The 12,919-nt window shown below is 68.2% G+C and carries 12 protein-coding genes and 3 pseudogenes; 9 read left to right on the forward strand and 6 right to left on the reverse strand.

The window, feature by feature from the left end; translation table 11 throughout:
* Positions 1 to 290 precede the first annotated feature (290 nt).
* Positions 291 to 818 (reverse strand): DinB family protein, encoded by a 528-nt coding sequence (locus OG842_RS37625; protein WP_266734430.1) that lies wholly within the window; start codon positions 816 to 818, stop codon positions 291 to 293.
* A gap of 383 nt (positions 819 to 1,201) precedes the next feature.
* Positions 1,202 to 1,846, reverse strand: a complete 645-nt coding sequence (locus OG842_RS37630) for a DUF6461 domain-containing protein (protein WP_266734428.1) — start codon at positions 1,844 to 1,846, stop codon at positions 1,202 to 1,204.
* 141 nt (positions 1,847 to 1,987) lie between these two features.
* Here OG842_RS37630 and OG842_RS37635 point away from each other — a divergent pair.
* Positions 1,988 to 2,408 (forward strand): annotated as a pseudogene (locus tag OG842_RS37635) (IS5/IS1182 family transposase); the annotation flags it as partial.
* A gap of 230 nt (positions 2,409 to 2,638) precedes the next feature.
* On the forward strand, positions 2,639 to 3,811 hold the full coding sequence (locus OG842_RS37640; protein WP_266734426.1) for a hypothetical protein: 1,173 nt from the start codon (positions 2,639 to 2,641) through the stop codon (positions 3,809 to 3,811).
* Positions 3,812 to 4,237: 426 nt separating this feature from the next.
* Here OG842_RS37640 and OG842_RS37645 read toward each other — a convergent pair whose 3' ends face one another.
* The 3 genes from OG842_RS37645 to OG842_RS37655 form a co-directional block, all read right to left on the reverse strand.
* Positions 4,238 to 4,399, reverse strand: a complete 162-nt coding sequence (locus OG842_RS37645) for a hypothetical protein (protein WP_266734425.1) — start codon at positions 4,397 to 4,399, stop codon at positions 4,238 to 4,240.
* Positions 4,400 to 4,868: 469 nt separating this feature from the next.
* Complete coding sequence (locus OG842_RS37650; RefSeq protein WP_266734423.1) at positions 4,869 to 5,564, reverse strand: hypothetical protein; 696 nt, start codon at positions 5,562 to 5,564, stop codon at positions 4,869 to 4,871.
* Between the two features lie 598 nt (positions 5,565 to 6,162).
* On the reverse strand, positions 6,163 to 7,146 hold the full coding sequence (locus OG842_RS37655) for a helix-turn-helix domain-containing protein (RefSeq protein WP_266734422.1): 984 nt from the start codon (positions 7,144 to 7,146) through the stop codon (positions 6,163 to 6,165).
* Between the two features lie 149 nt (positions 7,147 to 7,295).
* Here OG842_RS37655 and OG842_RS37660 point away from each other — a divergent pair, with 149 nt between their 5' ends.
* The 7 genes and pseudogenes from OG842_RS37660 to OG842_RS37685 all read left to right on the forward strand — a co-directional run bounded on the left by OG842_RS37660 (position 7,296) and on the right by OG842_RS37685 (position 11,064).
* Positions 7,296 to 7,421 (forward strand): hypothetical protein, encoded by a 126-nt coding sequence (locus OG842_RS37660; protein WP_266734421.1) that lies wholly within the window; start codon positions 7,296 to 7,298, stop codon positions 7,419 to 7,421.
* Between the two features lie 422 nt (positions 7,422 to 7,843).
* Positions 7,844 to 8,077, forward strand: a complete 234-nt coding sequence (locus OG842_RS37665) for a hypothetical protein (protein ID WP_266734420.1) — start codon at positions 7,844 to 7,846, stop codon at positions 8,075 to 8,077.
* Between the two features lie 125 nt (positions 8,078 to 8,202).
* Positions 8,203 to 8,856 (forward strand): annotated as a pseudogene (locus tag OG842_RS45315) (serine/threonine-protein kinase); the annotation flags it as partial.
* Between the two features lie 458 nt (positions 8,857 to 9,314).
* Positions 9,315 to 9,851: pseudogene (locus tag OG842_RS45320) on the forward strand (outer membrane protein assembly factor BamB family protein); the annotation flags it as partial.
* The gene (locus tag OG842_RS37675; protein ID WP_328512611.1) at positions 9,776 to 10,288 is read left to right on the forward strand and encodes an outer membrane protein assembly factor BamB family protein; all 513 of its coding nucleotides are present in this window, start codon (positions 9,776 to 9,778) and stop codon (positions 10,286 to 10,288) included. The pseudogene OG842_RS45320 and the gene OG842_RS37675, both read left to right, overlap by 76 nt.
* Before the next feature lie 118 nt (positions 10,289 to 10,406).
* Positions 10,407 to 10,901, forward strand: coding sequence for a hypothetical protein (locus OG842_RS37680; RefSeq protein WP_266734417.1), 495 nt, complete (start codon positions 10,407 to 10,409; stop codon positions 10,899 to 10,901).
* 25 nt (positions 10,902 to 10,926) lie between these two features.
* Positions 10,927 to 11,064 carry a hypothetical protein gene (locus tag OG842_RS37685; protein WP_266734415.1) on the forward strand — a complete coding sequence of 46 codons (138 nt, stop codon included), beginning with the start codon at positions 10,927 to 10,929 and terminating at the stop codon, positions 11,062 to 11,064.
* Between the two features lie 348 nt (positions 11,065 to 11,412).
* Here the strand turns inward: OG842_RS37685 and OG842_RS37690 are convergent, their stop codons facing one another.
* Positions 11,413 to 12,864, reverse strand: a complete 1,452-nt coding sequence (locus OG842_RS37690; RefSeq protein ID WP_266737235.1) for an amidase — start codon at positions 12,862 to 12,864, stop codon at positions 11,413 to 11,415.
* Positions 12,865 to 12,919: the final 55 nt, after the last annotated feature.

Consider the following 12,919-nt stretch of genomic DNA (forward strand, 5'->3'; position numbering starts at 1 on the left):
CCCTTGGCGATCTCCGTGGTGTTTCCGACGCTTCGTCGGCAAGCGCCTGGCCATCCGTGGGACGGCGGCAGTGTTTCCCTCCGCGTTGATGACGACTCGCGACTGGCGACAGGACAATCCACTCAGTGCTGCTGAAGAATCTGCGCACTCCAGGTGTCCACCGGCGGCGGAATGCCCTCCCCACGCGGCAGAACAGGCCGGGGATCAGTAGCCGACGGCCGACGGCTGCCACCATTTGGGAGGGAAGAAGCGGCCGCTTGCGCGGCCTTGTGGCCGCGCAAGGGCTTCTCTCACGCGCCGGTACCCCCGTCGATCCGCTCGCGGATGAGATCGGCATGACCGTTGTGGCGTGCGTATTCCTCGATCATGTGCACCAAGATCCAGCGCAGCGAGACTCCCTGGTCACCGACGTGACCCGCTTCCTGTTCGGACAGGCGGCCGGAGTCGTCCAGCGACGCGTCGGCGATCAGTTCACGGCCACGGGCGACCTCCGCCTGCCAAGCAGCCATCACCTCGTCCAGTCCCCGGTCCGGGCGAAGGGCAAAGCCGTCGCCATTGCTCTGTCCGAAGACCGGTGGCAGGTCCTGGCCTGCGAATACACGCTGGAACCAGTTGCGTTCCACCTCAGCCAGGTGCTGGACGAGGCCGAGCAGTGTCATCGACGACGGTGCCGCCGAGGCCAGCCGCAACTGATCATCTTTCAGGCCGGAACACTTCAGGGCGAGAGTCGCACGGTGAAAGTCCAGCCACGCTTCCAGCATGGCGCGCTCGTCAGCATGTGCAGGTGGGACAGGTCGTCCATCCGGTGTCGTGTTCATGGACACACCCTCGCAGGAACGGTCGTGGATTTACGACCCTCCTTCACCGACGACGAACGTACGTAATCGGCGCCTCCCGCGCCCAATCAGTGACATCGAAGCTCGTTGCGTGGACATCTCCGATCCCATCGACCTCCAACTGCTGCCCAAAGTGCCGCACAGACACTGCTGCTGAAAGGATGGCCGGGTGGTTCGGACACATCCGGTGGCGCGACCGGATGTCCCGAAGGGCACCGTGTGCGTCTTGGGCGCTGGAGGAGGTGAGCGCGTGCAACCGGTCGGGGTTCGGACAGGCTGGCCGGCGAGGCGGAACGCCGGTGATCGGAGCAAGGCGTGCCGGTGAGCGACCCGTTCCGGCGCAGCAGCACTTCGTACGCTCGTGGTCACCAGGACGACGGAGGTGACGTGCGGGTGACCACTGCAGGAAGCCGCCCGTTCTCGATCACCTTCCGGGGTAGTGACAGCCCGAAATGCTCACCGGCGACCTTCAACACTCGACGCTTCTCTTCGAGAGGCGACAGCTCCTCGTCATCGCCGAGCAGGACATCGACGCGGTCTTCCTGCGGGATGACTCCGGCCGCTTCCAGCGCTGGGCGCAGCAGGTCAGGCCGGGTTCCGGTGGGGTCGTAGCCGAAGCCCAACTCGAGGTGCATTCGCAGCTCACCGTCGGCGAGGTACCTGAAGAAGGAGGGCGGATCGTCCGGCCGTGGGTCGAGTATCAGCACTTCGGCGCCGCCGCGGGACACTGCCGGGTCGAGGGACCAGCCTTCGCTGCCTCCGCACTCCACGATGAATGACCAGTCGCCGCTTCGGCCGATGCGGCCGACGCAGTAGATCTGCGTGAGGTCGACCACGCGGGATGCTTCCTGGAGGGTGAGGGAAGGTCCGACCTCGACAGGTTCATGGTCGGCCATGCGTTCGGCCAGCTGCTGAGGGCTGAGGCCGCGGGCGCAGGTGATGTACAGGTCGGAGGCGCTCGGGTTCGCGCTCTGCCAGGCATCGGCGATCCATGCGAGATGGTCGGTCATTGCCGATTTCTCCTTCTCCTTCCGAACACAACGTGGGACCGGTGAGGCACAGCGGGACCTGGTGCTGTGCCCCACAAGCGGTCAGTAGCTTGTCACGGCTGGGGAACAGTGAAGGCCACGGTCACCTTGGACGCATCGCAGTCCATCCATGTCGCTGCGGGCGGCCAGGCAGATGACGCGCCGGCTTGCGAGGCGGTCATGGCCGGAATCCGGATCCAGCGAAGCGGCCTCGGCAGGCCAACGACCCGCTCTGCGGTCGTCCTTGCGGATCGGGCCTGCTCTTCCCGCGCGATCCGTGGGGACCTCCGTCGACGCGGCATCCGTGCTGGCATCCCGCATCCCGCAGCTCGCCGACCAGATCGGCCACTGTCTGCGGCGAGGCCGCGTGGGAGGCCGCCCGCCCGGTTTCGTCGCTGAGACGTACAAGGAGCGCGATGCCGTCGAGCGGTGCACCGCTCGACGTATGCAGTGGCGCGGCCTTGCTATGCCGACGGCCAAGCTTGCCATCGCTTACCAGGCAGCTTTGTACCTTGCTGCCATCCTCACCTGGACCCGGCGCTGAGCAAGGTGCTCGAAGGGCCCGTCAGGCCGGTGCATGGACGACGAGCCGGCTCTGCTCTCCTCAAAGATGCCTGCCGACCACGCATCCGGTGGACTACTGCAAGAGCATGTCCATCATGACAGGTCAGCGGCGTTTTTCGTAGGACGGAACGCACAGTTCGCGAGCCTTGTCCGGTCCGCTCCCCGACTCCCAGAATCTCCTTCGTGCATCACCCGGAGACAGGGGGGAACATGGGGAAGATCGATCACGACGCGGTGCTGCGGGCCCGAGTGCTGTTGTTGGGTTCCGGCCGACTGAGCCTGCTCGAACAGGTCCACGCGTACCGGGTTCTGGCGGAGGTGAGCCCGAAGGCGTATCTCCCGAAGCTGGTCGACGCGCTCCTCTCGATGAGCTACCACAACCGGGACCCGGAGGTGGACCTGGTGCTGGCCGCCGAGGCGGTCGAGGCCTGCCGGAGGATCGAGGCCGGGGCGCCGGCCCGGGAAGAAAGGCTGTGCAGGGCGCTGAACGTCTACCAGTCGGCCCTGTTCGCCCTCGGACGCCGAGCAGAGGGACGCGCGGCCTGCGAGGAAATGGCCGAGGCTGGAAAGAGCGGGCGGCTGGCGAACATCCTGGCCGAGGAGGGGCGCTTCCGGGAGGCCGCAGAGCTCAACGAGAAGGCAGTCCGCAACGGCAGATCGGAGCACTCCTTCTGGAACATGGTCGAGTGGGCGGCGAACCTGGAGGGCGCCGGCCTGGACGACGCGGCATCAGGCGTCTTCCGCGAGCTCCTTGACGAGACCCGGCGCAAGGTCGCCGGCCAGCGCACTGCCCTGGCCATACTCACCTGGGAGCTGGTGCACCTCTCCCGGATGCGCGAGGCCGCCGGGCACGGGGCGGACGCCGCGGCCACCCGGTGGGAGGCCCTGACCGTCCTTGAGGAGCTGGCGACGACGGGCGAGCCGAAGGACTGGAGCTGCATTCTCGCGTGGTGGGTCACCCTGTTCGCCCTCTCGGGACGGGGCGACGAACGAGCTGCGAGCGCTGAGTCCCCAATGCCGCCGTTCGGCACCGACTTCGGATGGTCGAGAGACACGCGGGATGCCTTTCTCGGCACTCTGCCAGAGCTCGAAACGGAGGCGGCGGGCCTACGCGAGGCCGACCGACTGCCTGAGCTGGTCGACGTCCAGCGCAGAATCAGCATCCGCGTGGCCCTCCGCGAGGGCAACCACCCCTACCGGTTCGAGGAGCGGTTCAAGCCGTACTTCGACGAAAGCGTGGCGCTCGCCCGCCGCCTGCCCGACGACCCTGCACGCCTCGCCCGGGCCTTGACGGACCGCTCGATGTTCCTCGTCGCCGCGCGGACCTTTGAGCCCGCTCATGCCGACTTTGCCGAGGCCGTTGCCCTCCTCGAAATCCGGTAGTCCCGCTCCGGGCCGGGCGCCTTCCCGCCCGCGGTTCCGCTCCCGTCTCTCTGATCGGGCACCGCCAAGCCGTCCGGTGCATGGGAAGTGCCATCCATGACGGGGCGGGTCCGTCACGTTCCCTTGGGACGGCATGAGAGCGTCAGCAGGCCGAGCGCGTGGGGGAGAAGCCCCCGCTCACAACGCGGCCCCGCCGCGGCGGGGCCCGCCAGCCACTGGCCATGGTTGCGTGAGAGGCGGGTGGGAGCCGGTTCGGCCTGCTGCACACTCGCGATGCGACGGTCCGCGTCGGGGACGATCCCGGCCTTGGCGTCGTGCTGTTGGCGTACCCACGTACGCAGACCCTCGGTCGAACCGCGCGGGAGGGGCGAACGAGTTTCGCCCCTCCCGCACTTGCGGTGGAGGTGTGGGGTGAGGTCCGCCTTCCTACGTCTGCGCGACCGCTTCCAGCGGGCTGAGCGCGGCGGCCCGCCGGGCGGGCAGGGTGGCCGCGAGCGCGCCGACGGCGAGGGAGAGCAGGACCACGAGGGCGAGGATGCCCCCAGGGGAGGGAGACAGTTCGACCCGCTCGCGTGCGGCAGATGCCACAGCCGCTGGGCGGCCGCGAACAGACACAAGGCGGCAATGGCCACACCGGCCGTCTCCACGACATCCTGGCCGCCCCAGCCCGGGACGCGCTGGAGCGTCCGGCCAGGGGCGGCCGACACGACGGAAACAGCTGATGACGGGCATGCCAACCAGTATTGGTCGCCACGGACGCGCGGGCATGGACCTCAAGACGGATCCGGGCTCCGCCTTTCGGCAGAGCCGGCGCACTCCGCGCCACTCGGACCCGGAGCGGGCATAGCTGCCCGCGTTCGCCGCCGACCCGGTAGGGGGATCGGAAGGCTGAATACGGCGGCGCTTGGCGTCACTTGCCCGATCGAGAGGCGACCGCGCCGCGCTGTTCACCTCAGTGGCAGGACGTGAGGGAGCTCGATGGCCGGGGTGCCCGGCGTAGCCCCGGTCCGGCCGTCACCGACCTCCGGAAGCCGAGCCGCGCGAGATGCATCCGGTTTCAGTTGCCGGGCGGCAGCAGGTTCCTGGTCAGGTTGAAGGCGGAACTCGCAGTTGCGAGAAAGGCATTGACGCGGCCGAGGACGCGGCCGGCCCGGTCGGTGTCCTGCGCACCGGCCGCGTCCGTCAGGTCTTCGGCATACTCCCGCGCCCTGACCGCCTCCTCGGGCGGGGCACCTTCCGAGTCGGCCCTGAGAGCGGTGGCCAGCTGGTGGTACGAGATGACGGACAGGTCGGCCCTGCTGTCACGCCCGCTGCTCTGGGCCAACCCGTGAGGGCTGTTGACGTTGACTGCGGCGAGACCGCCCTCAGAGGCAGTTATATGCATGGACTCGTCACTGATCCCTGTCCACATGAAGTGCTTCCGGTATTCGCGCCAGCCCTTGCGGGTGAGGGCATAGGACCCGAACTTCCATCCCTCGATACGCACGAGTTTGTGTTTGACGGGTTCGGCGAGGACGAGCAGGGCATCGGCGCGGTTCCACTGCTGCTCGTCGAAGTACGGTGCCAGGCGGACTCGGGTGCCGAGGCTCGGGGACCTTCGACAGATCTCCTGGAACGCCTGCTTCTGGTAGATGTCCAGCCGATCCATGCTGATGGACAGGGCGGGGAGCCGCCAGGTGTGTAGCACGGTCCGGGCCTTCAGGAAAAGTCCGTACACGGCCAGAGCGCACAACGCCAGGACGACAATCTCCATGCGGGTCCCTCACTCTCCCAGGTTGTGCAAGTCATCTGATTTCAAGTCGAGTTGACCTTCGGGGCGATGGTGCATGACGTATGTGGCGGGTGCCCCGTGACTCTTGCGTAGCACCTTCGTCCTCGATCACGTCCCCGGCCGGCCCTTCGCCGACCGCTACGGACTCGACACCGCACACCCCATCTGTGACGGTTGTGCAAGAGGGACATCCGTCACCCCATCGCCCGCAAGCGCGCCGACTCCTCCGCACGGTCGGGTCGCCACCGCTGGGCCGTGGAGAGGACGGCGCCCTGGCTCGCCGAATGCCCCGCCTGCACCGCCACTACGAACGCAAACTCCAGGGAAGGACGGTCACGCGCAGAAGGAACCGCAGGAGAGGACCACTCATGGGCGTGCCTCCAATGCCCGTGCACGCCATGACGTTGCGATCGTGTGCCGCCGGCAGCTCACTTCCCCTTTGCCACGGAAGATTGACAACTGCAACGGGTGAGGACGAGCTGGGCTCTGCCTCGTGGCGGAGCCCGGTGCCCCCCGTCCCTGACATCGTGGCGTGCGGTGGCATCCGCGAGTTGGCGATACATGCACCGCTACTTGTGGCTCAGCGCGGCCCTTCCGTATCGGGCACGCTGCCCAGTGCCGTCTGCCTGAGCTCTCTGGGCGGCACACCGTATTTCGCGCGGAACGCCCTGCTGAATTCCGGCGGGCGCAGGAAACCCCACCGGGCGGCGATGGCGCTGATCGGGCGTCGTCGCAGGCGGGGATCGGTGAGGTCGGCGTGGCAGTGTTCCAGCCGACGCCGGCGTATTGAGGCCGCCACGGTCTCCTCCTGCTGCCGGAAGAGGGTGTGCAGGGAGCGCAGAGAGATGTGATGGTGCGCCGCGATGTCCGCCGGGCTCAGTTCCGGATCACCGAGGTTGCGGTCGATGAAGGCATTGACGCGGGCCAGAAGGGCCTGCCGGCGGGTCTCGGCCGGGAGGTCGCCGTAACCATCGATGTGCTGCGCCAGGCAGGCGCCTGCCAGGTCGAGCGCCATTGCCCCCAGTCGGCTCAGATCGTGCGGGTCGCAGTCGGGGCCGTAGGCATCCAGAGTTGTCACGAACCGGGCGAGGATCGCTCCCATCCCGGTACGGGCGGACAGGGGCCGGGCGAGGAGCCGGTCGACCTTGTCGGGTGGGAGCGGCAGCTCCTCGCGCGGCAGTTGCAGAATGTGCGACTGAATGTGACGGCCCCGGTCGGGCACCTCACCCTCGAACGGGTGAGAGCTGTTCCAGAGCACCATGTCGCCGCACACCAGCCCGGAGTCCTGGCGCCGCTGGCTGATCCTCAGGGGCGTGCCGGAGACGAAAGTGAGCTGGTACGTGGCCGGGTCGGCCTGCCGGACGTCGGCCCAGGTGCGTTTCAGGCGCGCAGGCGGGCTGTCGAACGCGGCGACCCGTACGGGACCGAGGTTCAGCAGGCAGCCCCTTGCGGGGAAGTCGACATCGGCTCTTGCGCTGCTCACGGTGAGAGGGGCCAGTTCGCGGGAGAGCATGTCGGCCCAGAAGGGCAACCGCTCCCGCGCGGGAAGTTCCTCGTTCGACACGTTCAGCCACATGTCCGCCCCCGGTATCGCCGCTCTGATGATCACCCATCGGTTCGCCGAGACAGCTCGGCCCTCCGAGGCTATTCCCGGCCTTGTCCAGTCGATACCGCCGAAGCGTACTCAGAAGGTCGCTCGTGAACGGTCCAGCCATGCGACGGCCCACCTGCGGCGGCCATGGGGGCGGTCGTAGGGGCCATTTCCTCACCGCACTGAGTCTCGCGCGTCCCGCGGCCGATCTCGGCACGCCCCCGCTCGACGAACTGGTCGCCCGGTGAATGATTCCCGCCCGTGTGCCGCCCTCGCCTTGACCAGTGCATGCCGAGAAGCATCCAGGTCCGCGCGGCTCTGCTCGATGAGCTTGTGGGCGCGTTTACGGAAGTTGTCGAGTCAGGTGCTCGACCACCACAGCCCTTCCAGCACCTGCCTGACGGCCTGCCGGGACCGCCGCACCTCCGCCCGCGTCCTCCAGGCGTTCGACGTGCTTCCGTGGCACTTGGAGGGTGTCCTTCACACAAGTGCCCGTGCACGGCCGCCGCCCAGGCGCGGGCAGCCGCCCGGCCGTGTGGGATTTCGCTGGTCGGTGAGCAATGCCCCGAGCGGGGAACCTTGCCCGGGTCCGGTCGTCGGGGGAATGCAGTCGTACGGCACCCGCAACTGATCCGTCCCGGTCTCGCTCACTGACCGCACGCACACCTGGATGCCGCGCCGCCAGAACGCGCTCTCCGGCTCGATCACCCGCAACTTCTCATACCGCCTGCAGTGCTCGCCCGCCCTGAGCCTGTTCGGCCAACTCGTCCACCCCGTCGCCGGGCTGAGGATCACCGCCCGGACGGACCCGGCCCTGGCCATGTTGTCACTGGTCATCAATGCAAGTTCCTTGATCAGGAGTTGCACCGGTCGCTATGGAGTCCCGGCCGTCGGAGAACGGTGAGCGGGCTGCGGTTCAATGGTGGGATCAAGGGGATCTGGTCTGCGAGGACAGGTGACGGGGGAAGCATGACTGATCGGGTACTTGCGGGCCGGTACGAGCTGGCGTCGCTCGTGGGCCGGGGCGGCATGGGTGAGGTCTGGGAAGGCCGCGACCGTGTCATCGGACGCCGCGTCGCAGTCAAACTCCTCTCCCATCAGCAAGGCGAGAGCGGCGGTGCGGAGCTCTTCTTCCGTGAAGCACGCACCGCCGGCCGACTCAACCACCGCAGCGTGGTCACGGTCTTCGACATGGGTGAAGACCCTGCCGACGGAACCCTCTATCTAGTCATGGAGTACATAGCCGGACACGACCTTGCCGCACCCCTGCGACGAGACGGTCCACCCCCCATCCACCGGGCGGCGGACTGGGCCGCGCAAACCGCCGCGGCCCAGTCCGCCGCCCACGCCGCCGATGTTGTCCACCGGGACCTCAAACCGGGCAACCTCATGCTCACCACCGACAGTGAGATCAAAGTCCTCGACTTCGGCATCGCCCGTCTCATGGCCTCCGCCACCAAATCCAGCCAGGTCATGGGCACCCTCGCCTACATGCCGCCGGAACGCTTCAACGAACACCCTGGTGACGCCCGGTCCGACCTCTACGCGCTGGGCTGCGTCCTGCACGAACTCCTCACCGGTCACACGCCCTTCCAGCCCACCGGGCCCGTCGCCGTGATGACCGCTCACCTCACCACTCCGCCCACACCGCCCAGCCACCACCGCTCCGGCATCCCCACCACCCTCGACACCCTCGTCCTACGACTCCTCGCCAAAGATCCCGCCGACCGCCCTGCCACTGCCGCCGAAGTTCACGACACCCTTCACAGGTTCCTCCACACCACGGTCCCCGCCCGCACCGAGATACCCGCTTCCAACGCCACACCCACAGTTGCGGACCCACCCCAGCCGCCCCGCGAAGCAGGCATGGCCGAGCGGCCCGCGCACCGTGGTCCGCACGCCCTGCCCACCCAGACGGCGCCTGCGTCTCTGCCCGGTCGGCGGCCGGTCACCCCCGGCCAGGTGACGCCCCAATCGCCCACGCGTCGCCGGGTCCTGCAGCTCGGGCTCGGAGCCGGAGCGGTGGCCGCCGCGGCCACGGGCGTCGCCGCGCTGCTGCGTTCCGGCCACGAGGCGGGAAGCGGACGGACCGGTCCCAGCGATTCCACCACCAGATCCCGTCCCCCAGCCGCCGACTCGGGATGGGCGATCCCGCTGGACGCCACCATCTCCACCACCCCCGTGGTGGCCGGAGAGGTGCTCTATGCCATCGACTACGAAGGGCTCCACGCGGTGGAGCCGGCGAGCGGCAAGAGGTTGTGGACCGGGTCCCTCAAGCAGGCCGGTTCCTTGGCGGCGTCCGGCTCCCAGGTGTTCGTGGGGTGCGACGACGGAACGGTGCACGCATTCGACGGCGGCGCGCGGCCAAGTGGAGGTTCAGGTCGGGCAAGGACCGCAGCACGACGGTCCGGGCGCATGGCGAGGCAGTGTGTTTCGTCACCGATGGGGTCCTGTACTGCCTGGACGCCGCCACCGGTGCCAAGAGGTGGAAGTCCGAGAGGGAGTGGCGGGACCACACGCTGAGGGTGAGCGGCGACACCGCCTATCTGAGCAGCTGGGACGACAAGCTGTATACGCTCCGCCTGGACGACGGCGGCCAGCGGTGGACGCGTCCCGCGAATGGCTTCCTGCCCGGACCACCCGCGGTGGACGCGTCCAAGAGGCTCTTGTACCTCGTGGCCCAGGACAAGGCCATGGCCCTCGGCATGGACGACGGCAGGGCGAGGTGGACGTCCCCGGTCCAGGACGATGGACTGGAGAGCGCACACCGGCCGTGTTGGCCGGCGACACGGTCTACGTCGGCGGGGGCGACCGGCTGGTGTACGCGCTGAACGCGGCCGGCGGCAAGCGGAAGTGGGCCGCCGGAGACCGGGAGGGGACCATCCCGGCCGTCGCCGACGGACGGGTCTACGTCGCCGTCCGCGAAGAATTCTCCCCCACCGTCCTGGCACTGGACGCCAAGGACGGCTCCGAAGTGTGGAGCGCCAGTTCCAGCGAACGGGTGGGGCTCACCGCGGACGGCAACCACCCCATCGTCCACGGCCGCTTGGTGTACGTGGCCACGTCGGCCCAACTGCTCGCCTTCGACGCGGCCACCGGCACGCACCCGACATAGGTCCGTCACCATTCGGCACCTGCTCAGCCCGCTACGGAACCTGAACGGGCGTTGTCTGGGGCGGGCGTGGGGGTACCCCGAGCAGCTCCGTGTGTGGCTGTCACGTCAGGATGAGGGCATGCCCGGGCGCGAAGCGGATCTGCTGGCGCTGCTGCGTGGGCTCGATGATCCGGAGTGGCTGGAGTGGCCGCAGCACTACAACCGCGGTGTGGCGGCAGCCCTCTTCGGCGGTCTGGTGACCCGGCTCGAAGGTGACTTCGGGGCTCGTTGCACGGCCGAGCAGGACACCCAGGACTCCAGCGAGTACGGACGCGTCGTCGTGCCCGGGGACGCGGCCGTGTGCGGTGCCCGGATCGTTGTCTGTGTGAGCAAGTTCGGCTCGCTGGCTCTGGTCTGCGCGGACAACCCCGGCGCCTTCCTCGGGACGGGGGATGCCCAGGCCGAGGGCGAGCTGGACGGCGCCGACCTTGACAAGGTCAATCGAGCGTTGGCCGAGCTCGGCTATGTGGTGGTTGCCGAAGAACTCCTGGAGCTCGACTACGACGGACCGAGCCGGCTCCCGCAGCACGTTGGGCGGCCCAGTTGGTGGCATCGCTTCTTCGGCATCTTCTGACGATCACGCCGAGAGGGGCAGGCCGGTGCCCGCCATGCAGTCGTCGCTCACCTCCGACCGGTACCCCAGCACCTTGAGCCTGCGGCTTCACGGCGCGGGCAACCCGGCCGAGACCAGCGGCAGCAAGGTTGCCGATGGCGCGTTCGGCCAGTGGCTTCGTTGATCTCCAGGGGTTCTGGCTCACTTTCCGTGATGCGTGCACGGTGAGTGATCTCCGTGGGGAGACCAGTGGGACCGAAGGTGTCTCAATGGTCGGTTCCGGAAGTCCTTCGGGGGTTGATCACGTTGCCAGTCCGGCGGAGGATTCTTCGTGGTGATCGGCGGTGCGCCGGTCGAGCCTGGTCGGCAGGTCGTCCCGGTGGAGGTGGTGAACCTCCACCGGGACGGCTGTGCCGTGGCGTTGTAGCGGTCGGGAGGCGGGTGACATGCGCGTTCCGGGCAGCGACTGCGCGCATTCGAGGGTCTCGTCGTGATCCGCGCCTCGTCCTCGACGGATACCAGGTAGTACGCCCTACTTCGGCGCCTGGAAGCCGCCGATCTTCTGTTCGAGCAGTTCGGCCAGTCGCAGCGGGGTGCGGTCCTCGAACATCGGACCGATGAGCTGCACTCCCACCGGCAGACCCTCGGGGGACCGGCCCGCTGGTATGGCAGTGGCGGGCAGGCCGGGCATGGTGGCCAGACCGGCCCAGACGAGCTGGTCGAAGTACGGGTAACCGACGCCGTCGATGTCGAGCCGGCGTTGCATCGGATCGGGGTTGTGGTCGTGCGGGAACGCGGGAGTGGGCGTGATGGGACACACCAGGGCGTCGAACTCGGCGAAGAGCTGCCGCCAGCCGTGGCGGTGGAGCTCACGACGACTGTTCGCCTCGATCCAGTCGCGGTGGCTGAACACCATGCCACGAAGCCGCGCCGCATCGAGACTCCGGTCGTCCGCGCTGAGTCCGGCGGCGCGGGTCTGCAACTGCTCGTACGCTTCGACGGGAAAATGTGCAACGGAGCTCGAGAACAGCAACTGCGTGTAGAGCGTCGCGGTTTCGGCCAGATCGGGCAGCAACCGGCTGTGCCGTTCGACGTGGGCGCCGCCGTCGACAAGGGCGTCGGCCACCCGGTTCACGCCTGCCCGCACAGCGGACCCGGTCGGAATGAGCGGATGCTCGTCGACGACCAGGACCCGGAAGTCGCCGAGCCGCTCGTGGCGCGCGGGCGGCAGCGTCAAGTCGTGCGCCTTGCCGAGCGTCAGCGGGTCCGGTCCGGCCATGACGTCGAGCAGGAGCGTGAGGTCGCGGGCAGTGCGCGCCATCGGACCGACGACGGCGAGGTCGAGGTCGACCGGCAATGGCGGTGCCTGCGGCGCGACCATGCCGCGGGTTGCCGCCAGTCCGAGTGTCGGCTTGTGCGCATAGATGCCGCAGAAATGCGCGGGGGTGCGCAGCGAACCGGCGAGGTCGGAGCCGATGGACAGCGCGCAGAATCCGGACGCCAGGGCCGCCGCTGATCCGCCGGAGGATCCGCCCGACGTGCGATCGTGATCCCACGGATTTTTGGTGGTGCCGTAGATCTCGTTGAAGCTCTGGATATCTTGCAGCCCCAAGGGCACATTGGTCTTGCCGAGCACCACCGCGCCTGCGGCCTTGAGCCGCGACACCTGTACCGCGTCCTGGGCCGGCATGTAGTCCCGGTGTTGCGGCATGCCCCAGGTCGTGGGCAGCCCAGCCATGTTGTATGACTCTTTGACCGTCACCGGAATACCGAGCAGTGGACGGTCCTCACCACGGGCGCGAGCCTGGTCGGCACCGCGCGCGGCGGCCCGTGCACGGTCGAAGTCCGGCACACAGATTGCGTTGATCGCCTTGTCGTCCCGCTCGATACGGGCGATCGCTTCGTCAGTCAGTTCAGCCGAGGTCACTTCACCGGCACGCAAAGCAGCCGCGAGTTCTTCGGCCGTCTGAAAATTCCACTCCATGAAACCGACCGTATTGGCCTCTGGAGCAGGGCACGAAATGCCGCTTCGCGCAACG

This window comes from Streptomyces sp. NBC_00376, assembly GCF_036077095.1.
Taxonomy (GTDB): domain Bacteria; phylum Actinomycetota; class Actinomycetes; order Streptomycetales; family Streptomycetaceae; genus Streptomyces.

Coding starts and splice junctions, on each gene's coding strand:
- OG842_RS37625 (WP_266734430.1), bottom strand. CDS start 818: ATGAACACGACACCGGATGGACGACCTGTCCCACCTGCACATGCTGAC.
- OG842_RS37630 (WP_266734428.1), bottom strand. CDS start 1,846: ATGACCGACCATCTCGCATGGATCGCCGATGCCTGGCAGAGCGCGAAC.
- OG842_RS37640 (WP_266734426.1), top strand. CDS start 2,639: ATGGGGAAGATCGATCACGACGCGGTGCTGCGGGCCCGAGTGCTGTTG.
- OG842_RS37650 (WP_266734423.1), bottom strand. CDS start 5,564: ATGGAGATTGTCGTCCTGGCGTTGTGCGCTCTGGCCGTGTACGGACTT.
- OG842_RS37660 (WP_266734421.1), top strand. CDS start 7,296: ATGCGACGGCCCACCTGCGGCGGCCATGGGGGCGGTCGTAGGGGCCAT.
- OG842_RS37665 (WP_266734420.1), top strand. CDS start 7,844: ATGCCGCGCCGCCAGAACGCGCTCTCCGGCTCGATCACCCGCAACTTC.
- OG842_RS37680 (WP_266734417.1), top strand. CDS start 10,407: ATGCCCGGGCGCGAAGCGGATCTGCTGGCGCTGCTGCGTGGGCTCGAT.
- OG842_RS37690 (WP_266737235.1), bottom strand. CDS start 12,864: ATGGAGTGGAATTTTCAGACGGCCGAAGAACTCGCGGCTGCTTTGCGT.